This window comes from Shigella sp. FC1544, assembly GCF_001722145.1.
GTDB lineage: Bacteria > Pseudomonadota > Gammaproteobacteria > Enterobacterales > Enterobacteriaceae > Escherichia > Escherichia coli.
The window spans coordinates 1-26225 of the sequence record NZ_MECT01000549.1 but is presented as its reverse complement, the minus strand read 5'-3'; the positions used below and the strand labels follow the sequence as shown (position 1 = coordinate 26225).

Sequence of the window (26225 nt, the reverse complement as noted above, 5' to 3'; positions counted from 1 at the left end):
AGCGTCACATCAGGCATCGGTGCACAACTACGACAGAATGCCCAGCGGCCAGTGATGACCAATAAAGTACAGGATGCCAGCGGAGATCACCCCGGCGACAATATCATCTATCATGATCCCCATGCCGCCATGCACATTGCGATCAAACCAGCGGATCGGCCACGGTTTCCACATATCCAGAATACGGAAAATCACAAACCCGGCGGCAACCCACTGCCAGTCATTGGTCGGCAGCGCCATGAGCGTGATCCACATACCAATAAATTCGTCCCAGACAATGCTGCCGTGATCGTGCACGCCCATATCTTTTGCGGTCTGATGACAAAGATAGACGCCGATACAGATCCCCAGCATCACCACCAGCGAGTAGAGCTGCCAGGGCAAAAAGGTCATCAGATACCAGAACGGAATCGCTGCCAGCGAGCCCATCGTCCCAGGAACGATCGGGCTTAATCCACTTCCGAATCCGACAGCAAGTAGATGCCACGGATTACTCATCTTCAGGCGACTTTTCGCGACATCTTTATGGCGTGGCAAAATGGTCATATCCTTTCCAGTCTAACGTAACAGGTTCACCGTCACGAATAAAACAAAGCCCTTCGATATCGGCGGTCATTTGCCCGATACAGGTAAACGGTACGCCCAGGTGTCCGAGAGCCACATCCAGCGCTCCACGGTTCAGTTCCGGCACCGTGAAACACAACTCGTAATCTTCACCGCCAGAGAGCGCCCAGCGCAGCGCCTGTTCCGGTTCAACATGGCGAGAAAGCGCATCAGAAAACGGCAGCAATGCCAGGTCAATACGTGCGCCGCAGTCGCTGGCTTTCACGATATGCCCGAGATCGGAAATCAGACCGTCAGAGAGATCGATAGCTGAATTTGCCAGATCGCGCAGTGCCTGCCCCTGTAAAATACGCGGCGATGGACGGAGATGACGTTTGATCAAGTAGTCCGCATCTTTAGCATCGGCAACCTGCAAACGGTTTTGCAAAATCGCCAGCCCGGCGGCGCTATCGCCCGGTGTACCGGTCACATAGATCCAGTCACCCGGTTTCGCCCCAAAGCGCGTTAAGGCTCGTCCCATCGGAACAAAGCCGTGGATACCCAACGTCATTGATAATGGCCCACGCGTGGTATCGCCGCCAATGAGTTGCATATCGTAATAATTGAGAAGATCAAACAAACTGTCGCTGAAGGACTCAAGCCACGCTTCGTCTACGTCCGGCAAGGTTAATGCCAGCGTCAGCCAGGCCGGATCGGCCCCCATCGCTGCCAGATCGCTTAGGTTCACCGCCAGTGCTTTATACGCCAGATCAGCAGGATCGATATCAGGGAGGAAGTGGTTGCCCGCCACCAGCGTATCAGTGCTGATCGCCAGGGTCTGTTTCTCGGGGATATTGAGAAGTGCGCAATCGTCGCCGATGCCCAGTTCGACATCAAGACGAGAACTTCTTACACGGTCAAAATAACGGGCAATCAGGGAGAACTCGCCACATGCCATACGTTATGCCTCAGCAGGTAAAAAAGAAAAGGCCGGCGATCATGGAACGGTCTTCCGTGAATCTACCGGCCTGGATATTACTTTTTGTTAGGGCGAATCACAGGTGCTGCTTTATCGAGTACACCGTTGACGAACTTATGGCTGTCTTCTGCGCCGAACGATTTCGCCAGTTCGATCGCTTCGTTAATGGCCACTTTGTATGGCACATCGCTACGTTTAGACAGTTCGTACAGCGCAATGCGCAGTACTGCTTTTTCTACCTGTCCCAGTTCTTCCAGCAGACGGGACAGGTATGGCTTCATCAGTCCGTCGAGGTATGCGGTATTAGTCGCCACCCCGGCCAGCAGCTCACGGAAGTACAGGACGTCAACGTCTTTTACATCCTGTTCAGCCAGGAACTGGTATTCAACATCAGCGATGTCGTTCTGGGACAACTGCCAGGAGTAGAGCGCCTGGACGGCACACTCACGAGCGCGGCGACGAGCAGCAGGTTTCACGGATTTCCCCTTACTAATTTCAGGCCTTGATGGCTTTCAATACATTAATCATTTCAAGCGCGGTCAGTGCAGCTTCTGCACCTTTGTTGCCAGCTTTGGTGCCAGCACGTTCGATCGCTTGTTCAATGCTTTCAGTGGTCAGAACCCCAAAAGCAACCGGAATTTCGCTGTCCTGGGCAACATGCGCCAGGCCGTTGCTTGCACCACCAGCGACATATTCAAAATGGGCAGTGCCACCACGAATAACCGTACCCAGCGCAATCACCGCGTCGTATTTACCGGTTTTAGCCAGTGCACCCGCCGCCAGCGGCAGCTCATAGGCACCAGGCACCCAAACAACGGTAATGTTTTCATCTTTTACCTGACCGATACGTTTCAGTGCGTCAATTGCACCTTCCAGCAGGCTGTCATTGATAAAGTTGTTGAAACGCGCGATGGTGATGGCGACGCGAGCGTCCGGGGTAGCAACGTTAGCTTCAATAATGTTCATTTTCTTCCTTCGGGTTCGAGTATGGCCCCGCAGGGGGGCGGATTTTAGCATAATATTTCGTGCGCTGCTTCCCTTTCGAGCCGGGAGATCATGCACCCACTAAATGCAGGCAAACATCCGGGCCTACATGACGTATCTCTTTGAATTTAAATTGGGGGGCGTCGGCTAATTTCTCAAGCCCTGGCAGGGTGCATAATCCACGGGCGTCGCTGCCTAATAGTTTAGGTGCGATATAGACAATCAGCTCATCGACTAAACCCGCCTGCAGCAATGCGCCAGCGAGCGTTGGCCCCGCATCCACCCAGATGCTGTTAATCTGCTGTTTACCCAGTTGCATCATCAGTACAACCAGATCCAGATGACCTTTATGCTCTGGAATCAGCAAGGTACGCACCGTTTCCGGCCACTCACGAGAATCTTCCTGCGTACGCGCGAACCAGGTTTCGCCGGGCTGCTGCACAATGTGATGTTCCGGCGTCACGCGATTTTGGCTATCAATCACAATACGTACCGGCTGGCGGAGATTTTGTTGCGGGTAGAGCGCCTGAGTTTGTTCATCCAGTTCGGACCAACGCACCGTTAAGGCAGGATCATCCGCCAGCACCGTGGCGCTGCTGGTTAAAATGGCATGACTTTGCGCGCGCAGTCGTTGTACATCACGCCGCGCCTGGGGCGAAGTGATCCACTGGCTTTCGCCGCTCGCCATCGCCGTGCGACCATCAAGCGATGCGCCAAGTTTTAACTGAATATAAGGAAAGCCGGTGCGCATCCGCTTGAGAAAGCCTTTATTCAATTGCTCGGCTTCACTCATCATCAGGCCGTGGCTGACGTCAATGCCAGCCTGTTGCAGACGGTAAAGTCCACGCCCAGCGACCTGCGGGTTAGGATCTTGCATCGAGGCAACCACGCGCGCCACACCTGCGGCAATTAAAGCATCACAGCAAGGCGGCGTACGGCCGTGATGGCTGCAAGGTTCGAGTGTCACATACGCCGTTGCACCTTTGGCTTTTTCACCCGCCATACGCAACGCGTGTACTTCGGCATGTGGTTCACCCGCTCGTTGATGGTAACCTTCACCGACAATTTCGCCATCTTTGACAATGACGCACCCGACATTTGGGTTGGGGTGGGTGGTAAAACGTCCTCGTTGCGCCAGCTTTAGCGCCCGCGCCATGTAATACTCGTCCTGCACGGCTTAGTCCTCCAGGCGCGCGATCTCTTCGCCAAATTCTTTGATATCTTCGAAACTGCGGTAGACAGAGGCAAAACGGATATAGGCGACTTTATCGAGCTTTTTCAATTGCTCCATCACCAGATTGCCAATCATCTTGCTCGGTACTTCGCGCTCACCGGTGGCGCGCAGCTGCGATTTAATATGATTGATTGCCATTTCAACGTCATCGGAACTCACCGGACGTTTTTCCAGCGCCCGCAGCATTCCGCTACGCAATTTCTCTTCATTAAACGGTTCACGCACGTCGTTGCTTTTTACAACACGCGGCATAACCAGCTCCGCCACTTCAAAGGTGGTGAAACGTTCATTACACACCAGACACTGCCGACGGCGGCGTACGGATGAACCCTCGCCCACGAGACGAGAGTCAATTACCTTAGTGTCCACGGCGAAACAGAATGGGCAATGCATACGGCGTCCTGACCAGGTGGTTAACGGAAATCTATTTTACCCTGAACTGACGATACAACAAAGGCGCAACGCTTTTGAGATAAAGGATCGATGCTTTCGCTGCTTTTACCCTCTACCATTAGGCTAATTGCGACGAGAAAGGGACGACCTATGAATACTAACGTTTTTCGACTGCTCCTGCTGGGAAGCCTGTTCAGCCTTAGCGCCTGTGTGCAGCAAAGTGAAGTGCGACAGATGAAACACAGCGTCAGCACGCTGAACCAGGAGATGACGCAACTCAATCAAGAAACAGTCAAAATCACTCAGCAAAACAGGCTGAATGCAAAATCCAGCAGTGGGGGTTACCTTCTGCCTGGAGCGAAAACACCGGCAAGACTGGAAAGCCAGATCGGTACTTTACGTATGTCGCTGGTGAATATTACGCCTGATACAGATGGCACCACCCTTACACTACGTATTCAGGGTGAGTCGAATGATCCCTTGCCCGCATTCAGCGGAACTGTTGAATATGGGCAAATTCAGGGAACAATAGACAACTTTCAGGAAATCAATGTGCAGAATCAATTGATTAATGCCCCTGCCAGCGTCCTCGCCCCCAGCGATGTTGATATTCCGTTACAATTAAAGGGGATTTCTGTGGATCAGTTAGGCTTTGTACGTATCCACGACATTCAACCTGTTATGCAGTAAACGTATTTCGGGACGATTTTGTGCGTCCCGCAACATCTTTCCCCGTCATTTTGTTACTCTGCTTACATCACCTAGATTGATAGTAAAAGTTTGCAACAAGGGCGAAAGTCAGTACAATCCCCGCCCTAATGTGTGTAAACGTGAACGCAATCGATTACGTAAATGATAGAACTGTGAAACGAAACATATTTTTGTGAGCAATGATTTTTATAATAGGCTCCTCTGTATACGAAATATTTAGAAACGCAATTTGCGCCTTTTTCACTCCCGCAAGGGATTTTCAAACAGTGGCATACATATGAAAAAAACATTACTGGCAGCCGGTGTGGTACTGGCGCTCTCTTCGTCTTTTACTGTCAACGCAGCTGAAAACGACAAACCGCAGTATCTTTCCGACTGGTGGCACCAGAGCGTTAACGTTGTCGGAAGCTATCACACCCGTTTCGGACCGCAGATCCGCAACGATACCTACCTTGAGTACGAAGCATTCGCTAAAAAAGACTGGTTCGACTTCTATGGTTATGCGGATGCGCCGGTATTCTTCGGCGGTAACTCCGATGCTAAAGGTATCTGGAACCACGGTTCTCCGCTGTTTATGGAAATCGAACCACGTTTCTCCATCGACAAGCTGACCAATACTGATCTTAACTTCGGTCCGTTCAAAGAGTGGTACTTCGCGAACAACTACATTTACGACATGGGTCGTAATAAAAATGGTCGCCAGAGCACCTGGTACATGGGTCTGGGTACCGACATCGATACTGGTCTGCCGATGAGCCTGTCCATGAACGTCTATGCGAAATACCAGTGGCAGAACTATGGCGCAGCGAACGAAAACGAGTGGGACGGTTACCGTTTCAAAATTAAATACTTTGTGCCGATTACCGATCTGTGGGGCGGTCAGCTGAGCTACATCGGCTTCACCAACTTCGACTGGGGTTCCGATTTAGGGGATGACAGCGGTAACGCAATCAACGGTATTAAGACCCGTACTAATAACTCTATCGCTTCCAGCCATATTCTGGCTCTGAACTACGATCACTGGCACTACTCTGTCGTAGCTCGTTACTGGCACGACGGTGGTCAGTGGAACGACGATGCAGAACTGAACTTCGGCAACGGCAACTTCAACGTTCGCTCTACCGGCTGGGGTGGTTACCTGGTCGTAGGTTACAACTTCTGATTATGAAAATGCCGGGATTTATTCCCGGCATTTCTGATTGTTAACAACGTGAGCTTTGTTCATGCCGGATGCGGCGTAAACGCTTTGTCCGGCCCACAAAAGCACGTAAATTCAATATATTGCTGAAATAACGTAGGCCTGATAAGCGTAGCGCATCAGGCAATTTTACGTTTTAATCACTTCTTCTTGTTCATCATCGCTTTCAGGTCAGCGAATGGGTTGTACTTCGCTTCACCGACATCTTTCTGCGCATCTTCCCCTGCGATAACGGTCGTACCATACTGATCCGCTTCGGTATATTTCGAATGCTCATGATCGTGGCAATAGAGACAAAGCAATTCCCAGTTACTGCCATCTTCCGGGTTATTGGTATGGTCGTGATCAATGTGGTGAACGGTAAGTTCACGCAGGTTGGAATAAACAAACTCGCGGGAACAGCGACCGCAGACCCACGGATATATTTTTAATGCTTTTTCGCGATAGCCGCTTTCTAACCGCGCATAGTTTTTTGGGATGATAGCCATGAAGAGTTACCTGGATGAAATGTAGGGTTACGCGCAGTTTCCCAAGATGCGGGGATTTTCGCAATCTCCATACATCAAAAAAAATCCCGATCTTCTGACCGGGATTTTCAACATCAACGGGAACTTGATTACGGCAGAATTGACGGCTGATCCGCCCCTTCTTTTTCCACTTTCTGCTGCAACATGTGTTCGCGCTTCATACCCAGTTTCAGAGCCAACGCAGATGCCACATAGATGGAAGATGCAGTACCGATGGAAACACCGATAAGCATGGTCAGCGAGAAGCCTTCCAGTACCGGACCACCGAAGAGGTACAGCATCAGGATAACCATCAAGGTAGTACCGGATGTGATCAAGGTACGGTGCAGCGTCTGGGTCAAGGACACGTTAAAGATTTCGTAAGGCGTACCGCGACGGATCTTGCGGAAGTTTTCACGAATACGGTCCGATACCACGATACTGTCGTTAAGCGAGTAACCGATAACCGACATCAACGATGCCACAATGGTCAGGTCAATCTCGATATGGAATAACGACAAAATACCCAGCGTAATGATAACGTCGTGCGCCAGCGCAATAACAACCCCTGCCGCCAGTCGCCACTCAAAGCGAAAACCTACGTACACAAGGATAGACAGCAGCGCCGCCATCAACGCCATCGCACCGGTTTGCGCAAGGTCTGCCCCCACGCTCGGACCGACGAACTCAATACGCTTCACTGCTGCATTCTGATTGGTGGATTCGTTAATCACCTTCAGAACCTGGCTGCCCAGCACCTGACCGCCGGTTTCGCCTTCAGCAGGCGGCATACGGACCATGATGTCGTGGCTGCTACCAAAGTTTTGCAGCATTGGCTCTTCAAAACCGGCTTTTTGCAATGCATCACGCATTACGTCAATTTCAGCCGGTTTTTCGAGCGTAATTTCGATAACCGTACCACCGGTGAAATCCAGCCCCCAGTTAAAGCCGCGCACGCCCATAATAACGATAGCGGCGATTAACAGCAGACCAGAGATGCCGAAAGCCCAGTAGTCCCAGCGCATAAAGTCATAGACTTTACGGCCGTGGTTTAGTTGTTCAACAGTATATTCCTGTGCCACATCGCACTCCTCAGATTGACAGCTTCTTGACGCGCTTGCCGCCATATAGCAGGTTTACGATGGCACGCGTACCGACAATCGCGGTAAACATCGACGTCGCCACACCGATACCGGTAGTAATCGCGAACCCTTTAATTGCCCCGGTACCCACTGCGTACAGGATGATGACTTTAATCAGCGTGGTGATGTTCGCATCGAAGATAGAACTGAATGCGCCACGATAACCTTCATCAATTGCCTGTTGAACAGTACGTCCGTTGCTCAACTCTTCTTTAATACGTTCGTTGATCAGTACGTTCGCATCGACCGCCACCGCAAGGGTTAAGACGATACCCGCGATACCTGGCATACTCAGCGTTGCGCCTGGCAACAGCGACATAATGCCGACGATTAAGATCAAGTTGGCAATCAGAGCACTGGTCGCAATCAGACCAAACTTCTTATAGAAGATGATCATGAACAGAATAGAAACCAGCAGACCGGCAAGGCAAGCCTCCAGCCCCTGTTCAATGTTCTGCATACCCAGGGTTGGGCCAATGGTACGTTCTTCAACAATCTGAATCGGCGCGATCAACGCACCGGCACGCAGCAGCAGTGACAGCTGACGGGCTTCGTTCGGGTTGTTGATGCCGGTGATACGGAAGCTGTTACCCAGACGAGACTGGATGTTGGCGATGTTAATCACCTCTTCCTGTTTCACCAGAACCGCACGACCATTTGCATCTTTCTTACCGCTGTCTTTGTACTCCACAAACAGGGTTGCCATCGGTTTGCCGATGTTGTCCTTAGTGAAGTTAGACATGATGTTACCACCAGCGCTATCGAGCGAGATGTTAACCTGCGGTTGGTTGTATTCGTCCTGGCTGGAAGTGGAGTCGGTGATATGGTCACCGGTCAGAATTACGCGTTTGTACAGCACAACTGACTGACCTTCGCGGGTCTGTTTCACTTCAGAGTCGCCCGGTACGCGACCGGATGCCGCAGCGGCCTGGTCAACGTTGGTGTTTACCAGACGGAATTCCAGCGTTGCCGTCGCACCCAGAATCTCTTTCGCACGCGCAGTGTCCTGAATACCTGGCAGTTCAACAACGATACGGTCAGCACCCTGACGCTGAACCACCGGCTCCGCTACGCCAAGTTGGTTTACACGGTTACGCAGGATATTGATGTTCTGCTGCACCGCATATTCACGCGCTTCACTCAGACGAGCATCGCTCATTACCGCACGCAGCTGGTTGCTGCCCTGGCTACTAATCACTAGGTCCGGATGGCGCTTGCTCAGATACGCAATGGCTTCATCACGAGCTTTAGCATCGCGGAAAGTAATGCTCAGGCCGTAGTTGTTTTCTTTACGAACGGTGGTATACGGGATGCCCTTTTCACGCAGATCGCTGCGCAGGCTATCGATATTTTGTTCCTGGAGTTTGCCAAGCGCGGTGTCCATATCCACTTCCATCAGGAAGTGAACGCCGCCACGCAGGTCAAGGCCGAGCTTCATCGGCTCAGCGTGAATAGCTGCCAGCCAGCGCGGCGTTGCCGGGGCAAGGTTAAGCGCCACGACGTATTTGTCACCCATAACGCCCATTAATGCTTCACGAGCGCGCAGCTGGGTGTCAGTGGAGTCGAAGCGCGCAAGAATAGCGCCCTCTTCCAGTGCCACAGACTTAGCAGTTATTTTTTCTTCTTGTAACGTTTTCTGGACCTGGATCAGCGTTTGCTCACTGGCGGCGACTCCGCGCGCACCAGTGATCTGAACAGCCGGATCCTCACCAAACAGGTTGGGAAGCGCATACAGCAGACCGATGACAATCACCACGATCAGCATGACGTACTTCCACAAAGGATAACGGTTTAACACGGCAATTCCCTTAGGGAAAAATTTTAATTACAGCGCCTTCATGGTGCCTTTCGGCAGGACGGCAGCTACGAAGTCACGTTTAATAACTACTTCAGTGGTGTCATTCAGCGCGATAGCAATGTAGCCGTTTTCCGCTACTTTGGTTACGCGACCAACCAGGCCACCGTTCGTCAGAACTTCATCACCTTTGGCAATGGAGTCCATCAGCTTTTTGTGTTCTTTGGTGCGCTTCTGCTGTGGACGCAGGATCATGAAATAGAAAATCAGACCGAATACCACCAGCATCAAAATCAAAGACATCGGGCTACCTTGCGCCGGTGCACCCGTTGCCGCTACCGCATCAGAAATAAAAAAGCTCATTAAATTTCCCTCATTATTAATATTAATCAACGTTCAAAGGTGGTACTTCTCGCCCCTGACGCTGGTAAAAATCAGTTACGAAGCTCTCTAATTTACCCTCTTCAATGGCCTTGCGTAAACCCGCCATCAAACGCTGGTAGTAACGAAGGTTATGAATGGTGTTGAGTCGCGCGCCTAATATTTCGTTGCAACGGTCAAGATGATGCAAGTAAGCGCGTGAATAATTGCGACAGGTGTAGCAATCACACTCAGGATCGAGTGGGCCAGTATCGCTCTTATACTTCGCATTGCGGATTTTCACCACGCCATCGGTCACGAACAAATGACCATTTCGGGCGTTGCGGGTTGGCATTACGCAGTCAAACATATCGATACCACGACGTACGCCTTCAACCAGGTCTTCTGGTTTACCAACGCCCATCAGGTAACGCGGTTTGTCTGCCGGAATTTGCGGGCATACATGCTCCAGAATGCGGTGCATATCTGCTTTCGGCTCACCCACAGCCAGACCGCCGACAGCGTAGCCATCAAAACCGATATCTACCAGACCTTTAACAGAAATATCACGTAAATCTTCGTAAACGCTGCCCTGAATGATACCAAACAGCGCATTTTTGTTTCCGAGACTGTCAAAACGCTCACGGCTACGCTTCGCCCAACGCAGAGACATATCCATGGAGCGTTTTGCGTAATCCCAGTCAGCAGGATACGGCGTACACTCATCAAAGATCATGACGATATCCGAACCAAGATCGTACTGAATCTCCATTGATTTTTCAGGATCGAGGAAAATCGGATCGCCGTTGATCGGGTTACGGAAGTGCACGCCCTGTTCGGTGATTTTACGAATATCGCCAAGGCTGAAGACCTGGAAGCCGCCGGAGTCGGTGAGGATCGGCCCCTTCCACTGCATAAAATCGTGCAGATCGCCGTGCAGTTTCATGATTTCCTGGCCCGGGCGCAGCCACAGGTGGAAGGTGTTGCCGAGGATAATTTGCGCGCCAGTGGCTTCAACTTCTTCCGGCGTCATCCCTTTTACGGTGCCGTAGGTGCCAACAGGCATAAAACAAGGCGTTTCCACTACGCCACGATCAAAGACCAGGCGGCCACGGCGTGCGCGACCGTCGGTGGTGTCCAGTTCAAATTTCATTTTTTCTCCACTACGTCAGAAAAACAGTCCAACGTTTTAAACCAGCGCCGCGGAATTACTCCCCGACGCGCTCATTAATTGCCTGCGGATTGTACGTAATAAACATCGCATCACCGTAACTAAAAAAGCGATATTTCTCTTCTACCGCTGCTTTATAGGCGTTCATGGTGTGTTGATAACCGGCAAAGGCCGAAACCAGCATAATCAGCGTCGACTCTGGCAAGTGGAAGTTCGTCACCAGCGCATCGACCACTTTGTACTGGAAGCCCGGATAGATAAAGATTTGGGTATCGTCGAAGAACGGTTCAATGAGATCGTTTTTCGCTGCCTGAGCCGCGCTTTCCAGCGAACGTACTGAAGTGGTGCCAACCGCAATCACCCGGTTACCGCGCGCTTTCGCCGCCAGTACCGCGTCTACCACATCCTGCGGTACTTCAGCGTATTCCGAGTGCATGATGTGATCTTCAATGGTGTCGACGCGCACCGGCTGGAAGGTGCCCGCACCAACGTGCAACGTCACAAACGCCATCTCCACGCCTTTGGCGCGCAATTTTTCCAGCAAAGGCTCGTCAAAATGCAGACCAGCGGTCGGGGCTGCAACCGCGCCCGGTTTTTCGCTATAAACGGTTTGATAAAGTTCGCGGTCAGCGTCTTCGTCCGGACGGTCGATATACGGCGGCAGCGGCATATGGCCGATACTGTTGAGGATATCCAGTACCGAACGATCATCATTGAATTCGACTTCAAACAGTGCGCCGTGGCGCGCGGTCATTGTTGCGTTAATACTTTCGTCATCGCCCAGCAGCAGTTCTGCGCCAGGTTTTGGCGCTTTCGAGGCGCGAATATGCGCAAGAATGCGTTTGTCGTCGAGCATCCGCTCAACCAGCACTTCAATCTTGCCGCCGCTGGCTTTACGCCCAAACAGGCGCGCCGGGATCACGCGAGTATTATTAAAAACCAGAAGATCGCCGGGGTTGAGCTTATCGAGTAAATCGGTGAAAGTACCGTGCGTCAGCGCGCCCGTAGGCCCGTCCAGCGACAGTAAACGACAGCTACTGCGTTCAGGCATGGGGTAGTGGGCAATCAGGGATTCGGGCAATTCAAAGGAGAAATCGGTAACGCGCATGACACTGACTCAGACTAAAATAAGAGGCGGGTAGTCTAGTGCCGGGGCGCTCTCCCTGCAACCTTTACCCCCCTTTGGATAGAATATAATCGATGAATTTTTTAGCTCACCTGCATTTAGCCCATCTCGCGGAAAGCTCGCTTTCCGGCAATTTACTGGCTGATTTCGTACGCGGAAATCCTGAAGAAAGTTTTCCGCCCGACGTCGTGGCTGGCATTCATATGCATCGACGTATCGACGTATTGACTGACAATCTGCCGGAAGTCCGCGAAGCACGGGAGTGGTTTCGTCGTGAAACGCGCCGCGTTGCGCCTATTACGCTGGATGTCATGTGGGATCACTTTCTTTCCCGCCACTGGTCGCAGCTGTCGCCGGACTTTCCGCTACAGGAATTTATCTGTTATGCCCGCAAGCAAGTGATGACGATTTTGCCGGACTCACCGCCACGTTTTATCAATCTAAACAATTACTTGTGGTCAGAGCAGTGGCTGGTGCGCTATCGCGATATGGATTTCATCCAGAACGTGTTAAACGGCATGGCAAGCCGTCGCCCACGTCTGGATGCCCTGCGTGACTCCTGGTACGATTTAAACGCCCATTATACCGCCCTCGAAACCCGCTTCTGGCAGTTTTATCCGCGGATGATGGCGCAGGCGTCACACAAGGCGTTATAAAACGTTAGTTCATCCATACCGTAGCCGAAATGGCAGGCAAAGCCAGAATCCCGTCAGTCAGTTGCCCATGCCCTTCTTTGCATTGCCATTGCACGGCATTGAGAAACGGTGACGCGGGTAGCACCACTTCACAGGCCTCGCCACGGTTGATTGCCACCAGTACACGTTGCTGATTCAGCACGCGGACAAATACCACTACGTTATCTTCCGCATACAGCACCTGACAGCCGCCACGACGCAGCGCCTGACTTTTCTTACGCAGCACAATCATTCGCCGGTACAGCGCGAATAACGCCGTATCCTGCTTTTCCACCTGCCAGGGGAACGGTTTACGGCAAAACGGATCGTTTTTACCATCCAGTCCCACTTCATCACCGTAATAAATGCACGGTACACCAGGCCAGGTGAACAGCCAGACCACCGCCAGCGGCAGGCGCGCAATATCCCGACCGAGCAGCGTTTTAAATCGCGCAGTATCGTGGCTGTCGAGCTGATTAAACATACGTAATTGTTGTTGATGAGAAAGCCCTGCGCGGTAATTATCCATCCAGGCCATACAGGTTTGGGCATCAATTTGCTGCGGATCGTAAGAGATATCGGTATTGGCAAGAAATCCCCACAACGGGAATGTGAAGCCACGATAGTTCATGGCGGCATCTTCCACATCGGCCTGTAACCATTGCCGTGCATCGCCAAAATGTTCGCCGACAATATACGCTTCCGGCTGGGTTTCTTTCGCCGCTTCGGTGATCCCAGCAACGTGCTGCATATTATTGCGCGCCCCACCCGCCTCCCCCAGCATATGCACCACATCCAGCCGCCAGCCGTCCATACTCCACGGCGCTTTCAGCCAATGGCGGACAATACTGTCTTCCCCGCGATAAATTTCATTCACCAGACTTTCCGACTGATAATCCAGCTTCGGCAAGCTGGCATAGCCAAGCCAGTCGAGCGCCGTGCCATCATCACTAAACGAGTACCAGTCGCGCCAGGGCGATTCAGGGTTGTGACAAGCTCCCCCCGTGCCACGATTGTGCCTGTCAAACCAGGCATGGGAATCGCCACTGTGGTTAAACACGCCGTCCAGCACCAGCCGCATTCCCAGCTGCTGCGTATTGTGTCGCAAAAGCAGCAACGCCCCATCACCGCCAAACTGCGGATCGACATGGCGATAATCCTCGGTATCGTATTGATGTACGCTGGGAGCTTTAAACACCGGATTGAGATACAGCGCTGTCACGCCAAGCTTTTTCAGATACGGCAGTTTTTCGCTTATCCCGTCCAGATCGCCGCCATAGAACGTTGATCCGCCCGCCTGCGCCGTGACCGGTTCATCCCAGTCACGCAAGATGATCTCTTGTCCGGCTGCATGATGGTAATAGACATGATCCTGTTCAGCTTCACGAGGAAGACTACGCGCAAAACGATCAGGGAAGATCTGATAAAAAATCTGATCCGCAGCCCATTGTGGGCCGATATCCGGTACATCGACGGCAAACTGCTCCAGTCGTGCCGGCGGCATTCGGCTGAAGCCCTGCGGTGACGCCTGGCTGCGGCTGACTGCGCTGCTTATGCATTGGTACTGACATTTCTTCGTTATCGTGTTCTGTACGCAGCATAATGCGCTGCGGTGGGTCTTCGCCCGTCAGCCACAGTGTAATGAGCAGTTGATCTTTGCTTTGTTTAACAAATGGGGGCACCGGCAGGTGCCATGCATTTAACATCATAATTCCCCTGTGATGAAAATCTGATCACCTTGCCATAGCCTAATGCAGGATCACTCATCATCTGAAGGATATTTGGGGGAGGAGGACGGGGGCGGATAACTTTCGGAATAGCCGGATCAGGATTTCCTCCTGAACCGGCTTACAGAACGCAAGGATTACTGGTTTTCAGCCAGCTGACGATCGTGGCGACGCTTAAACATCCAGCCAATCAACAGCACAACAATCCACGCGAAACCGACATACAGCGAGATACGCGTATCCGGGTGATAACCAATCAACCCGATAATAAAGAGCAGGAAAATCAGCCCGCCGATGGTCGTTGCTACCCCACCCGGCACTTTAAATTTCAGCGCCTTAACTTCTTCTGGCGGCAAACGGCGACGGAAGGCGATTTGCGACAGCAGGATCATAATCCACACCCATACCGTGGCGAAGGTTGCCAGCGAAGCGATCACCAGGAAGACGTTTTCCGGCATGATGTAGTTCAGATACACCGCAAACAGCAGCGCGGTAGTCATCACCAGCACCGTAACCCACGGAATACCGCGACGCGACGTTTTGCTGAAAATTTTCGGTGCGCTGCCCTGCTCTGCCATACCGTGGAGCATACGGCCTACGCCAAATACGTCACTGTTAATTGCCGACAGCGAAGCGGTCAGCACAACAAAGTTAAGAATGCTGGCGGCAAAGGTAATGCCCATATGCTGGAACGTCAGCACGAACGGGCTACCGGCAGTGCCAACCTGATTCCACGGGTAGATAGACATAATGACGAACAGCGTACCGACGTAGAACACCAGAATACGCATCGGCACGGAGTTAATCGCACGCGGAATCGATTTCTCAGGATCTTTCGCTTCACCGGCGGTAATCCCGATAATTTCGATCCCACCGTAAGCAAACATCACCATTTGCAACGACATTACCATGCCAAGCCAGCCGTTACTGAAGAAGCCGCCGTTGCTCCACAGGTTATGAATACCGGTCGGTTGCCCGCCGTTGCCAATCCCCCAGATGATGATGCCGAAACCGGCGACAATCATGATGATGATGGTGGCGACTTTAAAGAACGAGAACCAGAATTCCAGCTCACCGAATACCTTCACGCTCATCAGGTTTACGGCGCAAATGATCAGCACCACGCTCAGTACCCAAATCCAGTGCGGCACCGTCGGGAACCAGACACCCATATAGATACCAAAAGCGGTCACATCGGCGATGGCGACAATTAGGATTTCAAAGCAGTAGGTCCAGCCGGTAATGTAACCTGCCAGCGGGCCGAGGTTTTCCTGCGCATAACGCGAGAAAGAGCTGGCGGCCGGGTTATGTACCGACATTTCCCCCAGCGCACGCATAATGATATACGCCGCGATACCACCGATAATATAGGCCAACAACACGCTCGGACCGGCCATTTTGATGGCGTCTGCCGAACCGTAAAACAGCCCGGTGCCAATTGCTGAACCCAGTGCCATAAAGCGTATGTGGCGGGTACTTAGCCCACGCTTTAGCTTGTTCTTACTTTCCATCAATTCCTAACCCATCAACACAATAAAAAACCACGGGGCATCGCAGCCCCGTGGTTAAAACAAATGTTCAGTGATTTAGTGAGCGCTGGAGGTCACCTGACGACCTGCCGCGCGATCCCAGATAATGGCCAGAACCACCATCACCACTGTTGGCATTAACCACGCCAGGCCTTGTTCGGCCAGCGGTAAACGCTGCGCCCAGGACGGTAAGATATCGCTGAATGCAGATGCTTTGATCCCGTCGAGAATACCAAAAAGCAGGCTGATAAACATCGGCGGGGCAATCACGCGGGACGAATTATGCCACCATGAGCGTGTAAAACTTAATACAACCAGTGCGATACACGGCGGATAAATAGCGGTCAGCACCGGTACGGAGATCTGGATCAGCTGGCTTAAGCCGAGGTTAGACACCACCATCGAGAAGCCGCCGAGGATAAACACCAGCGTACGATAAGAGAGCGGTACGTACTGGGCAAAGAATTCTGCACAAGCACAGGTCAGGCCAACTGCCGTTACCAGGCAGGCGATGAAGATTAACGCCGCCAGCAGGAAGCTACCGCCGCCGCCAAATGTGTGCTGAACGTAAGCATGCAGAATAGCAGCGCCGTTTGCAGACTGATCGACCAGCGACGCGCTGTCTGAACCCAGACGGAACAGCGCCAGGTACAGCAGAGTCAGACCAACACCCGCCATCAGGCCAGCCCAGACGGTATAACGGGTCAGCAGACGCGCTTCGGTAACGCCACGAGAACGCGCCGCGTTAACAATAACGATACCAAACACCATTGCGCCCAGCGTATCCATGGTCAGATAGCCGTTAACGAAGCCGTTAGAAAACGCAGCGTTTTGATAAGCCTCAGTCGCCGTGCTGATAGAACCCGCCGGCCAGACAATAGCGGCAACAGACAGGATGACCAGCGCGATAATTTTCAGCGGCGCAAGGAAGTTGCCCACGGTATCCAGCAGCTTGCCCGGATAGAGCGAAACCAGAATAACGATAGCGAAATAGACCAGGCTGTAGATAAACAGCGGCAGCGCGGAATCACCCGTCAGCGGCGTAATCCCCACTTCAAAGGAAACGGTAGCTGTACGCGGCGTAGCGAAAAGCGGCCCCACCGCCAAGTAACAAACCGTTGCCAGCAGCACGCCAGCGACTTTACCGATTGGCGTGCTGAGGCTGTCAACACCGCCGCCAACTTTTGCCAGCGCCACTACCGTTAATACCGGCAGGCCAACGGCAGTAATGAGGAAGCCGAATGCCGCAGTCCAGACGTGTTCGCCTGCCTGCAAGCCGACCATTGGAGGGAAAATAATGTTACCTGCGCCGACGAACAACGCAAATGTCATAAAGCCCAGAGCGATGATATCGCGCGATCTTAATTGATGGGTCATAAATCATACTGCCTGTGGATGTGGTGTTGTAACGTTAAATTTTTGTGCCAATCCCTGGGGATGATACAGCGGTATATTTAAACAATTTTAGCGGGAAATACTCCCAACCAGGCGCGGCGAAGAATAGTTTTTCGATTTACCGCGTTAATGCAGTCAGTATGACAGCACCTGAAGCGCAATTTAAACGCTTATAACGTTTTAAAGCAAGGAGGGATCTAAAAACCAGAGGTATATAGCGATAAGAAATCACCAACCAGTATAAAACACTATTTCCGTGAAAAAGACATGGCTAATCACGCGAACAAAAAATCACCAACCGTTGTAAAATCTAACGCCCGTATTTTGACTGCAAAGAAAATAAGCCAGCATCGACTGGCTTATGGCAATAAAAGATGACAAAGGCGGATTAATCGCTGTTTTTGGCAATTAAACGTTCCGGGATAACAAAACTGAAACGTGTTCCTTTTCCTACTGTACTCTCAATATTCAGGCGACTTTCGTGATGATTCACAGCATGTTTCACGATCGCTAACCCTAATCCGCTACCGCCGGTTTGCCGGGAACGCGCTTTATCAACGCGATAAAAACGCTCGGTCAGGCGCGGAATATGCTCCGGTGCAATGCCCGGTCCGTTATCTTCAACGCTAAATTCGGCACCGTGCGGCACTCGCTGCCAGCGTACGGTGATATGCGTGCCTTCTGGAGTATGATTCACGGCGTTATAGACCAGGTTCGAAATCGCACTGCGTAGCTGATCTTCGTTGCCAGACACTTTGAGGCCGTTATCTATCTCAAAGGTAAATGTCTGTTTTTTCTGACTCAGAGTCTGAGCCTCGCGCTCAACAACGCGCAGCATCATCGGCACATCAACCTTTTCATTGAGCAATTGCGTCGGCGCGGCTTCAATTTTCGACAGCGTTAGCAACTGCTTCACCAGCCCTTCCATCCGCTGGGTCTGCTCGCGCATGGTGTGCAACGCTTTTTCGCGTACCGCGCCTTCCAGCGGCTGCTCATCCATCATCTCCAGGTAACCCTGTAACACGGTCAATGGCGTACGTAACTCATGGCTCACGTTGGCAAAAAAGTTACGCCGCGCCCCTTCCAGTTGATGCATTTGCGTGACATCACGCGCCACCATTAGCAACTGTTTGTGGGTATAAGGCATGACGCGAATTTCCAGATGCCGCCCGGTGTTGAGCACCAGATTGAGCGGGCGAGAAAAATCACGCGTTTTCAGATATTGCGTAAACTCCGGGTAACGCAGTAGGTTAAGGATGTTCTGCCCGTTATCTTCCGGCCAGCGCAAACCAAGAATTTGTTGCGCTAGACCGTTACACCAGAAAATACCGCCCTCTTCCGTGGTCAGCACCACCGCGTCGGGCAGCGACTCCGCGCCGCTACGAAAGCGTTTAATCAGATTGCCCAGTTCACGGCGGCGTTTTTTATTTCGCAGCTGCATCTGGTGTAAGCCGTATAGTAGCGGTTCCCAGCTACCACGCCCCGGTGGCGGGGTCATAATGCGATCCACCCACAACCACCATGAAAGGCGCAATAAATTCCAGAAATGCCAGATAAGCAGTCCTGTTACCGATGCCAGCAAAAACCAGGGCAGGTAACCAAAAAATGCACCCAGGATGAAAGCCGGGAGGCAGCAAAGTAGCAGCTCCAGCACCAGCCTTTTCCACGACAGCCGTTCCAGCAGGTAAGATACTCCAGTTAAGAAATCATAAGCCCTGCTCTGCGTCCGATGAGCAAGGCGTTAAAAGCGGGTTGAAAAACGATATCCTGTACCGCGCACGGTCTGCACCATGCGGTCATGCCCGCCGGGCTCCAGTGCTTTACGCAGGCGACGAATGTGGACATCGACCGTGCGGTCTTCCACATACACGTTAGTTCCCCAGACGTGGTTTAACAGCTGCTCGCGGCTGTACACGCGCTCAGGATGCGTCATAAAAAAGTGCAGCAGTTTAAATTCTGTCGGCCCCATCTCCAGCGGCTCTTCGCCCGCCATCACTCGGTGAGATGTCGGGTCGAGACTTAATCCCTGCATCTCAATCACCTCTTCCACCGCCATTGGCGAAATACGGCGCATTACCGCTTTGATTCGCGCCACCAGCTCCTTCGGCGAAAACGGCTTGGTGATATAGTCATCCGCGCCGGTTTCAAGGCCGCGCACGCGATCTTCTTCTTCCCCTCTGGCGGTCAACATCACCACTGGAATATCCCGGGTCATCGACTCGCGCTTGAGGTGTTTGATGAACTGGATACCGGAGCCGCCAGGTAACATCCAGTCAAGGAGAATTAAATCCGGCCAGGGTTCATTCAGTTGATTCACAGCACTGTCATAATCTTCCGCTTCGACCGGCTGAAAGCCATTTTGTTCGAGCACGAAGCAGACCATTTCGCGAATTGGAGCTTCATCTTCTACGACCAGAATACGTCTCGCCATGATTTGCCCTGTTGTAATAAATAGGTTGCGATCATTAATGCGACGTCATTATGCGTCAGATTTATGACAGATTTATGAAAAGCTCGTCGCACATATCTTCAGGTTATTGATTTCCGTGGCGCAGAAAAAAGCAAATGGCACATCTGTTTGGGTATAATCGCGACCATGCTTTTTCGCCAGGGAACCGTTATGCGCATCCTTCACACCTCAGACTGGCATCTCGGCCAGAACTTCTACAGTAAAAGCCGCGAAGCTGAACATCAGGCTTTTCTTGACTGGCTGCTGGAGACAGCACAAACCCATCAGGTGGATGCGATTATTGTTGCTGGTGATGTTTTCGATACCGGCTCGCCGCCCAGTTACGCCCGCACGTTATACAACCGTTTTGTTGTCAATTTACAGCAAACTGGCTGTCATCTGGTGGTACTGGCAGGAAACCATGACTCGGTCGCCACGCTGAATGAATCGCGCGATATCATGGCGTTCCTCAATACAACCGTGGTCGCCAGCGCCGGACATGCGCCGCAAATCTTGCCTCGTCGCGACGGGACGCCAGGCGCAGTGCTGTGCCCCATTCCGTTTTTACGCCCGCGTGACATTATTTCCAGCCAGGCGGGGCTTAACGGTATTGAAAAACAGCAGCATTTACTGGCAGCGATTACCGATTATTACCAACAACACTATGCCGATGCCTGCAAACTGCGCGGCGATCAGCCTCTGCCCATCATCGCCACGGGACATTTAACGACCGTGGGTGCCAGTAAAAGTGACGCCGTGCGTGACATTTATATTGGCACGCTGGACGCGTTTCCGGCACAAAACTTTCCACCAGCCGACTACATCGCGCTCGGGCATATTCACCGCGCACAGATTATTGGCGGCATGGAACATGTTCGCTATTGCGGTTCCCCCATTCCACTGAGTTTTGATGAATGCGGTAAGAGTAAATATGTCCATCTGGTGACATTTTCAAACGGCAAATTAGAGAGCGTGGAAAACCTGAACGTACCGGTAACTCAACCCATGGCGGTGCTGAAAGGCGATCTGGCGTCGATTACCGCACAGCTGGAACAGTGGCGCGATGTATCGCAGGAGCCACCTGTCTGGCTGGATATCGAAATCACTACTGATGAGTATCTGCATGATATTCAGCGCAAAATCCAGGCATTAACCGAATCATTGCCTGTCGAAGTATTGCTGGTACGTCGGAGTCGTGAACAGCGCGAGCGTGTGTTAGCCAGCCAACAGCGTGAAACCCTCAGCGAACTCAGCGTCGAAGAGGTGTTCAATCGCCGTCTGGCACTGGAAGAACTGGATGAATCGCAGCAGCAACGTCTGCAGCATCTTTTCACCACGACGTTGCATACCCTCGCCGGAGAACACGAAGCATGAAAATTCTCAGCCTGCGCCTGAAAAACCTGAACTCATTAAAAGGCGAATGGAAGATTGATTTCACCCGCGAGCCGTTCGCCAGCAACGGGCTGTTTGCCATTACCGGCCCAACCGGTGCGGGGAAAACCACCCTGCTGGACGCCATTTGTCTGGCGCTGTATCACGAAACTCCGCGTCTCTCTAACGTTTCACAATCGCAAAATGATCTCATGACCCGCGATACCGCCGAATGTCTGGCGGAGGTGGAGTTTGAAGTGAAAGGTGAAGCGTACCGTGCATTCTGGAGCCAGAATCGGGCGCGTAATCAACCCGACGGTAATTTGCAGGTGCCACGCGTAGAGCTGGCGCGCTGCGCCGACGGCAAAATTCTCGCCGACAAAGTGAAAGATAAGCTGGAACTGACAGCGACGTTAACCGGGCTGGATTACGGGCGCTTCACCCGTTCGATGCTGCTTTCGCAGGGGCAATTTGCTGCCTTCCTGAATGCCAAACCCAAAGAACGCGCGGAATTGCTCGAGGAGTTAACCGGCACTGAAATCTACGGGCAAATCTCGGCGATGGTTTTTGAGCAGCACAAATCGGCCCGCACAGAGCTGGAGAAGCTGCAAGCGCAGGCCAGCGGCGTCGCGTTGCTCACGCCGGAACAAGTGCAATCGCTGACAGCGAGTTTGCAGGTACTTACTGACGAAGAAAAACAGTTACTTACCGCGCAGCAGCAAGAACAACAATCACTAAACTGGTTAACGCGTCTGGACGAATTGCAGCAAGAAGCCAGCCGCCGTCAGCAGGCCTTGCAACAGGCGTTAGCCGAAGAAGAAAAAGCGCAACCTCAACTGGCGGCGCTCAGTCTGGCACAACCGGCACGAAATCTTCGTCCGCACTGGGAACGCATCGCAGAACACAGCGCGGCGCTGGCGCATACTCGCCAGCAGATTGAAGAAGTAAATACTCGCTTACAGAGCACAATGGCGCTTCGCGCGAGCATTCGCCACCACGCGGCGAAGCAGTCAGCAGAATTACAGCAGCAGCAACAAAGCCTGAATACCTGGTTACAGGAACACGACCGCTTCCGTCAGTGGAACAACGAACTGGCGGGTTGGCGTGCGCAGTTCTCCCAACAAACCAGCGATCGCGAGCATCTGCGGCAATGGCAGCAACAGTTAACCCATGCTGAGCAAAAACTTAATGCGCTTGCGGCGATCACGTTGACGTTAACCGCCGATGAAGTTGCTACCGCCCTGGCGCAACATGCTGAGCAACGCCCACTGCGTCAGCGCCTGGTCGCGCTGCATGGGCAGATTGTTCCCCAACAAAAACGTCTGGCGCAGTTAATGGTCACTATCCAGAATGGATCTCTGGAACAGACGCAACGTAATGTCGCACTTAACGAAATGCGCCAGCGTTATAAAGAAAAGACGCAGCAACTTGCCGATGTGAAAACCATTTGCGAGCAGGAAGCGCGCATCAAAACGCTGGAAGCCCAGCGTGCACAGTTACAGGCGGGTCAGCCTTGTCCACTTTGTGGTTCCACCAGCCACCCGGCGGTCGAGGCGTATCAGGCGCTGGAGCCTGGTGTTAATCAGTCTCGATTACTGGCGCTGGAAAACGAAGTTAAAAAGCTCGGCGAAGAAGGTGCGGCGCTGCGCGGGCAACTGGATGCATTAACGAAGCAGCTTCAGCGCGATGAAAACGAAGCGCAAAGCCTCCGACAAGATGAGCAAGCACTTACTCAACAATGGCAAGCCGTCACGGCCAGCCTCAATATCACCTTGCAGCCACAGGACGATATTCAACCGTGGCTGGATGCACAAGATGAGCACGAACGCCAGCTGCGGTTACTCAGCCAACGACATGAATTACAAGGGCAGATTGCCGCGCATAATCAGCAAATTATCCAGTATCAACAGCAAATTGAACAACGCCAGCAGCAGCTCTTAACGGCATTGGCGGGTTATGCACTGACATTGCCACAGGAAGATGAAGAAGAGAGCTGGTTGGCGACACGTCAGCAAGAAGCGCAGAGCTGGCAGCAACGCCAGAACGAATTAACCGCGCTGCAAAACCGTATTCAGCAGCTGACGCCGATTCTGGAAACGTTGCCGCAAAGTGATGATCTCCCGCACAGCGAAGAAACTGTGGCGCTGGATAACTGGCGGCAGGTTCATGAACAATGTCTCGCATTACACAGCCAGCAGCAGACGTTACAGCAACAGGATGTTCTGGCGGCGCAAAGTCTGCAAAAAGCCCAGGCGCAGTTTGACACCGCGCTACAGGCCAGCGTCTTTGACGATCAGCAGGCGTTCCTTGCGGCGCTAATGGATGAACAAACACTAACGCAGCTGGAACAGCTCAAGCAGAATCTGGAAAACCAGCGCCGTCAGGCGCAAACGCTGGTCACTCAGACAGCAGAAACGCTGGCACAGCATCAACAACACCGACCTGACGGGTTGGCTCTCACTGTGACGGTGGAGCAGATTCAGCAAGAGTTAGCGCAAACTCACCAAAAGTTGCGTGAAAACACCACGAGTCAAGGCGAGATTCGCCAGCAGCTGAAGCAGGATGCAGATAACCGTCAGCAACAACAAACCTTAATGCAGCAAATTGCTCAAATGACGCAGCAGGTTGAGGACTGGGGATATCTGAATTCGCTAATAGGTTCCAAAGAGGGCGATAAATTCCGCAAGTTTGCCCAGGGGCTGACGCTGGATAATTTAGTCCATCTCGCTAATCAGCAACTTACCCGGCTGCACGGGCGCTATCTGTTACAGCGCAAAGCCAGCGAGGCGCTGGAAGTCGAGGTTGTTGATACCTGGCAGGCAGATGCGGTACGCGATACCCGTACCCTTTCCGGCGGCGAAAGTTTCCTCGTTAGTCTGGCGCTGGCGCTGGCGCTTTCGGATCTGGTCAGCCATAAAACACGTATTGACTCGCTGTTCCTTGATGAAGGTTTTGGCACGCTGGATAGCGAAACGCTGGATACCGCCCTTGATGCGCTGGATGCCCTGAACGCCAGTGGCAAAACCATCGGTGTGATTAGCCACGTAGAAGCGATGAAAGAGCGTATTCCGGTGCAGATCAAAGTGAAAAAGATCAACGGCCTGGGCTACAGCAAACTGGAAAGTACGTTTGCAGTGAAATAACTATTCAGCAGGATAATGAATACAGAGGGGCGAATTATCTCTTGGCCTTGCTGGTCGTTATCCTGCAAGCTATCACTTTATTGGCTACGGTGATTGGTAGCCGTTCTGGTGGTTGTGATGGTGGTATGAAAAAAGTCATTTTATCTTTGGCTCTGGGCACGTTTGGTTTGGGGATGGCCGAATTTGGCATTATGGGCGTGCTCACGGAGCTGGCGCATAACGTAGGAATTTCGATTCCTGCTGCCGGGCATATGATCTCGTATTATGCACTGGGGGTGGTGGTCGGTGCGCCAATCATCGCACTCTTTTCCAGCCGCTACTCACTCAAACATATCTTGTTGTTTCTGGTGGCGTTGTGCGTCATTGGCAACGCCATGTTCACGCTCTCTTCGTCTTACCTCATGCTCGCCATTGGTCGGCTGGTATCCGGCTTTCCGCATGGCGCATTTTTTGGCGTCGGCGCGATCGTGTTATCAAAAATTATCAAACCCGGAAAAGTCACCGCCGCCGTGGCGGGGATGGTTTCCGGGATGACAGTCGCCAATTTGCTGGGCATTCCGCTGGGAACGTATTTAAGTCAGGAATTTAGCTGGCGTTACACCTTTTTATTGATCGCTGTTTTTAATATTGCGGTGATGGCATCGGTCTATTTTTGGGTGCCGGATATTCGCGACGAGGCGAAAGGAAAGCTGCGCGAACAATTTCACTTTTTGCGCAGCCCGGCCCCGTGGTTAATTTTCGCCGCCACCATGTTTGGCAACGCAGGTGTGTTTGCCTGGTTCAGCTACGTAAAGCCATACATGATGTTTATTTCCGGTTTTTCGGAAACGGCGATGACCTTTATTATGATGTTAGTTGGGCTAGGGATGGTGCTGGGAAATATGCTAAGTGGCAGGATTTCAGGACGTTATTCACCACTGCGTATTGCAGCAGTGACTGACTTTATAATTGTACTGGCACTGCTGATGCTCTTTTTCTGCGGCGGCATGAAAACAACGTCGCTTATTTTTGCTTTTATTTGTTGCGCGGGATTATTTGCCCTTTCAGCACCGCTACAAATATTGTTACTACAAAACGCCAAAGGCGGAGAGTTATTAGGTGCCGCAGGTGGGCAAATAGCGTTTAACCTCGGTAGCGCCGTCGGCGCATATTGCGGTGGTATGATGCTGACGCTGGGGCTGGCATATAATTACGTGGCGCTGCCTGCCGCCCTGCTTTCGTTTGCTGCGATGTCGTCGTTGCTACTGTATGGTCGCTATAAGCGCCAGCAAGCGGCGGATACTCCGGTGCTGGCGAAACCACTGGGGTAGGTTATAGTCTCGGTGTTCATTACTTATTGCCGGATGCGGCGTGAACGCCTTATCCGCCCTACGCGGTTCTGGCACATTTTGCAGGCCTGATAAGACGCGGCAAGCGTCGCATCAGGCATGATGCGCCAATTGCCTACGTTTTTTACTCTTGTGGCCATAACCACGCAGCGCCGCGTACGCCGCTGGAATCACCGTGCTTCGCCTTACGCACCGGCGTTTCACATTCGCCGCCGAAGACAAATTGTTTAATCAACTGCGGAACCGTTTGATATAAACGGTCTACATTGCTCATCCCCCCGTTACTTTATTCGTACCCCTTATAATGGGGTGTTAGCCAGCCAGACCCGGCATGATTACTGCCCCCAGTCGTCCATGATCCGGGGGGGGATGTCACCGGGTCTGGTGGGGCGCTGGTAACCGCTAATAGGGGTCAGGTCAGGCACTTTTGCCGGGACCGTCTGTAACGTGGATGCCGGTACCTGCTC

General features: G+C 52.3%; 22 protein-coding genes and 2 pseudogenes. 6 read left to right on the top strand and 18 right to left on the bottom strand.

Features of this window, described 5'->3' with window-relative positions:
* Nucleotides 1-27 precede the first annotated feature (27 nt).
* From pgpA to nrdR, 6 genes are all read right to left on the bottom strand, one after another.
* Nucleotides 28-546 (bottom strand): phosphatidylglycerophosphatase A, encoded by a 519-nt coding sequence (pgpA, locus tag BGK49_RS19940; RefSeq protein ID WP_000154044.1) that lies wholly within the window; start codon nucleotides 544-546, stop codon nucleotides 28-30.
* A complete protein-coding gene (thiL, locus tag BGK49_RS19935) occupies nucleotides 524-1501 on the bottom strand; it encodes a thiamine-phosphate kinase (protein ID WP_000742101.1) in 978 nt (325 codons plus the stop codon). Before thiL ends, pgpA begins: the two co-directional genes overlap by 23 nt.
* Before the next feature lie 77 nt (nucleotides 1502-1578).
* Complete coding sequence (gene nusB / locus BGK49_RS19930) at nucleotides 1579-1998, bottom strand: transcription antitermination factor NusB (protein ID WP_000801125.1); 420 nt, start codon at nucleotides 1996-1998, stop codon at nucleotides 1579-1581.
* A 19-nt stretch (nucleotides 1999-2017) separates the two neighbouring features.
* Entirely contained in the window at nucleotides 2018-2488 is a 471-nt protein-coding gene (gene ribH, locus BGK49_RS19925) for a 6,7-dimethyl-8-ribityllumazine synthase (RefSeq protein ID WP_001021161.1), read from the bottom strand.
* Between the two features lie 88 nt (nucleotides 2489-2576).
* On the bottom strand, nucleotides 2577-3680 hold the full coding sequence (gene ribD / locus BGK49_RS19920; protein WP_001150462.1) for a bifunctional diaminohydroxyphosphoribosylaminopyrimidine deaminase/5-amino-6-(5-phosphoribosylamino)uracil reductase RibD: 1104 nt from the start codon (nucleotides 3678-3680) through the stop codon (nucleotides 2577-2579).
* Nucleotides 3681-3683: 3 nt separating this feature from the next.
* A complete protein-coding gene (gene nrdR, locus BGK49_RS19915; protein ID WP_000543535.1) occupies nucleotides 3684-4133 on the bottom strand; it encodes a transcriptional regulator NrdR in 450 nt (149 codons plus the stop codon).
* 150 nt (nucleotides 4134-4283) lie between these two features.
* Here nrdR and BGK49_RS19910 point away from each other — a divergent pair, with 150 nt between their 5' ends.
* Both BGK49_RS19910 and tsx read left to right on the top strand, forming a co-directional pair.
* Nucleotides 4284-4823 (top strand): SadB/YajI family lipoprotein, encoded by a 540-nt coding sequence (locus tag BGK49_RS19910; RefSeq protein WP_005004736.1) that lies wholly within the window; start codon nucleotides 4284-4286, stop codon nucleotides 4821-4823.
* Nucleotides 4824-5121: 298 nt separating this feature from the next.
* On the top strand, nucleotides 5122-6006 hold the full coding sequence (gene tsx, locus BGK49_RS19905) for a nucleoside-specific channel-forming protein Tsx (RefSeq protein ID WP_005030662.1): 885 nt from the start codon (nucleotides 5122-5124) through the stop codon (nucleotides 6004-6006).
* A 176-nt stretch (nucleotides 6007-6182) separates the two neighbouring features.
* On the opposite strand, the gene yajD is transcribed toward tsx, so the two are convergent.
* From yajD to queA, 6 genes are all read right to left on the bottom strand, one after another.
* A complete protein-coding gene (gene yajD, locus BGK49_RS19895) occupies nucleotides 6183-6530 on the bottom strand; it encodes an HNH nuclease YajD (RefSeq protein WP_000974813.1) in 348 nt (115 codons plus the stop codon).
* Nucleotides 6531-6658: 128 nt separating this feature from the next.
* Complete coding sequence (secF, locus tag BGK49_RS19890) at nucleotides 6659-7630, bottom strand: protein translocase subunit SecF (RefSeq protein ID WP_000046637.1); 972 nt, start codon at nucleotides 7628-7630, stop codon at nucleotides 6659-6661.
* A 10-nt stretch (nucleotides 7631-7640) separates the two neighbouring features.
* A complete protein-coding gene (gene secD / locus BGK49_RS19885; RefSeq protein ID WP_000934825.1) occupies nucleotides 7641-9488 on the bottom strand; it encodes a protein translocase subunit SecD in 1848 nt (615 codons plus the stop codon).
* Between the two features lie 27 nt (nucleotides 9489-9515).
* Nucleotides 9516-9848 carry a preprotein translocase subunit YajC gene (gene yajC / locus BGK49_RS19880; RefSeq protein ID WP_000007629.1) on the bottom strand — a complete coding sequence of 111 codons (333 nt, stop codon included), beginning with the start codon at nucleotides 9846-9848 and terminating at the stop codon, nucleotides 9516-9518.
* A gap of 22 nt (nucleotides 9849-9870) precedes the next feature.
* Nucleotides 9871-10998, bottom strand: coding sequence for a tRNA guanosine(34) transglycosylase Tgt (tgt, locus tag BGK49_RS19875; RefSeq protein WP_000667313.1), 1128 nt, complete (start codon nucleotides 10996-10998; stop codon nucleotides 9871-9873).
* Nucleotides 10999-11053: 55 nt separating this feature from the next.
* On the bottom strand, nucleotides 11054-12124 hold the full coding sequence (gene queA, locus BGK49_RS19870; RefSeq protein ID WP_001266492.1) for a tRNA preQ1(34) S-adenosylmethionine ribosyltransferase-isomerase QueA: 1071 nt from the start codon (nucleotides 12122-12124) through the stop codon (nucleotides 11054-11056).
* A 92-nt stretch (nucleotides 12125-12216) separates the two neighbouring features.
* Between queA and acpH the strand changes: the two genes are divergently transcribed.
* Nucleotides 12217-12798, top strand: a complete 582-nt coding sequence (gene acpH, locus BGK49_RS19865) for an ACP phosphodiesterase (RefSeq protein ID WP_001009875.1) — start codon at nucleotides 12217-12219, stop codon at nucleotides 12796-12798.
* 4 nt (nucleotides 12799-12802) lie between these two features.
* Here the strand turns inward: acpH and malZ are convergent.
* The 5 genes and pseudogenes from malZ to phoB form a co-directional block, all read right to left on the bottom strand.
* Nucleotides 12803-14525 (bottom strand): annotated as a pseudogene (gene malZ, locus BGK49_RS19860) (maltodextrin glucosidase).
* 155 nt (nucleotides 14526-14680) lie between these two features.
* Nucleotides 14681-16054: a proline-specific permease ProY gene (gene proY / locus BGK49_RS19855; protein WP_001295329.1), complete on the bottom strand. Its 1374-nt coding sequence runs from the start codon at nucleotides 16052-16054 to the stop codon at nucleotides 14681-14683.
* A 75-nt stretch (nucleotides 16055-16129) separates the two neighbouring features.
* Nucleotides 16130-17449, bottom strand: coding sequence for a branched-chain amino acid transporter carrier protein BrnQ (brnQ, locus tag BGK49_RS19850; RefSeq protein WP_000149651.1), 1320 nt, complete (start codon nucleotides 17447-17449; stop codon nucleotides 16130-16132).
* Nucleotides 17450-17855: 406 nt separating this feature from the next.
* A complete protein-coding gene (gene phoR / locus BGK49_RS19845) occupies nucleotides 17856-19151 on the bottom strand; it encodes a phosphate regulon sensor histidine kinase PhoR (protein ID WP_024259572.1) in 1296 nt (431 codons plus the stop codon).
* A gap of 57 nt (nucleotides 19152-19208) precedes the next feature.
* On the bottom strand, nucleotides 19209-19898 hold the full coding sequence (phoB, locus tag BGK49_RS19840) for a phosphate response regulator transcription factor PhoB (protein ID WP_000113933.1): 690 nt from the start codon (nucleotides 19896-19898) through the stop codon (nucleotides 19209-19211).
* Nucleotides 19899-20087: 189 nt separating this feature from the next.
* On the opposite strand from phoB, the gene sbcD reads away from it, so the two are divergent.
* The 3 genes from sbcD to araJ all read left to right on the top strand — a co-directional run bounded on the left by sbcD (nucleotide 20088) and on the right by araJ (nucleotide 25740).
* Nucleotides 20088-21290 carry an exonuclease subunit SbcD gene (sbcD, locus tag BGK49_RS19835; protein ID WP_001221304.1) on the top strand — a complete coding sequence of 401 codons (1203 nt, stop codon included), beginning with the start codon at nucleotides 20088-20090 and terminating at the stop codon, nucleotides 21288-21290.
* Nucleotides 21287-24430, top strand: coding sequence for an exonuclease subunit SbcC (gene sbcC, locus BGK49_RS19830; protein WP_000698910.1), 3144 nt, complete (start codon nucleotides 21287-21289; stop codon nucleotides 24428-24430). The genes sbcD and sbcC overlap by 4 nt, the downstream gene beginning before the upstream one ends.
* Before the next feature lie 125 nt (nucleotides 24431-24555).
* Nucleotides 24556-25740 (top strand): MFS transporter AraJ, encoded by a 1185-nt coding sequence (gene araJ, locus BGK49_RS19825; protein WP_001345723.1) that lies wholly within the window; start codon nucleotides 24556-24558, stop codon nucleotides 25738-25740.
* Nucleotides 25741-25882: 142 nt separating this feature from the next.
* Here araJ and BGK49_RS28285 read toward each other — a convergent pair.
* A pseudogene (locus BGK49_RS28285) lies at nucleotides 25883-26038 on the bottom strand (ROK family protein); the annotation flags it as partial.
* Nucleotides 26039-26225: the final 187 nt, after the last annotated feature.

Excerpts from the sequence above, each read along its gene's own strand:
- yajD (WP_000974813.1), bottom strand. The coding sequence starts at position 6,530 with ATGGCTATCATCCCAAAAAACTATGCGCGGTTAGAAAGCGGCTATCGC.
- nrdR (WP_000543535.1), bottom strand. The coding sequence starts at position 4,133 with ATGCATTGCCCATTCTGTTTCGCCGTGGACACTAAGGTAATTGACTCT.
- pgpA (WP_000154044.1), bottom strand. The coding sequence starts at position 546 with ATGACCATTTTGCCACGCCATAAAGATGTCGCGAAAAGTCGCCTGAAG.
- yajC (WP_000007629.1), bottom strand. The coding sequence starts at position 9,848 with ATGAGCTTTTTTATTTCTGATGCGGTAGCGGCAACGGGTGCACCGGCG.
- ribH (WP_001021161.1), bottom strand. The coding sequence starts at position 2,488 with ATGAACATTATTGAAGCTAACGTTGCTACCCCGGACGCTCGCGTCGCC.
- brnQ (WP_000149651.1), bottom strand. The coding sequence starts at position 17,449 with ATGACCCATCAATTAAGATCGCGCGATATCATCGCTCTGGGCTTTATG.
- proY (WP_001295329.1), bottom strand. The coding sequence starts at position 16,054 with ATGGAAAGTAAGAACAAGCTAAAGCGTGGGCTAAGTACCCGCCACATA.
- phoB (WP_000113933.1), bottom strand. The coding sequence starts at position 19,898 with ATGGCGAGACGTATTCTGGTCGTAGAAGATGAAGCTCCAATTCGCGAA.
- queA (WP_001266492.1), bottom strand. The coding sequence starts at position 12,124 with ATGCGCGTTACCGATTTCTCCTTTGAATTGCCCGAATCCCTGATTGCC.
- araJ (WP_001345723.1), top strand. The coding sequence starts at position 24,556 with ATGAAAAAAGTCATTTTATCTTTGGCTCTGGGCACGTTTGGTTTGGGG.
- tgt (WP_000667313.1), bottom strand. The coding sequence starts at position 10,998 with ATGAAATTTGAACTGGACACCACCGACGGTCGCGCACGCCGTGGCCGC.
- sbcD (WP_001221304.1), top strand. The coding sequence starts at position 20,088 with ATGCGCATCCTTCACACCTCAGACTGGCATCTCGGCCAGAACTTCTAC.
- sbcC (WP_000698910.1), top strand. The coding sequence starts at position 21,287 with ATGAAAATTCTCAGCCTGCGCCTGAAAAACCTGAACTCATTAAAAGGC.
- thiL (WP_000742101.1), bottom strand. The coding sequence starts at position 1,501 with ATGGCATGTGGCGAGTTCTCCCTGATTGCCCGTTATTTTGACCGTGTA.
- BGK49_RS19910 (WP_005004736.1), top strand. The coding sequence starts at position 4,284 with ATGAATACTAACGTTTTTCGACTGCTCCTGCTGGGAAGCCTGTTCAGC.
- acpH (WP_001009875.1), top strand. The coding sequence starts at position 12,217 with ATGAATTTTTTAGCTCACCTGCATTTAGCCCATCTCGCGGAAAGCTCG.
- tsx (WP_005030662.1), top strand. The coding sequence starts at position 5,122 with ATGAAAAAAACATTACTGGCAGCCGGTGTGGTACTGGCGCTCTCTTCG.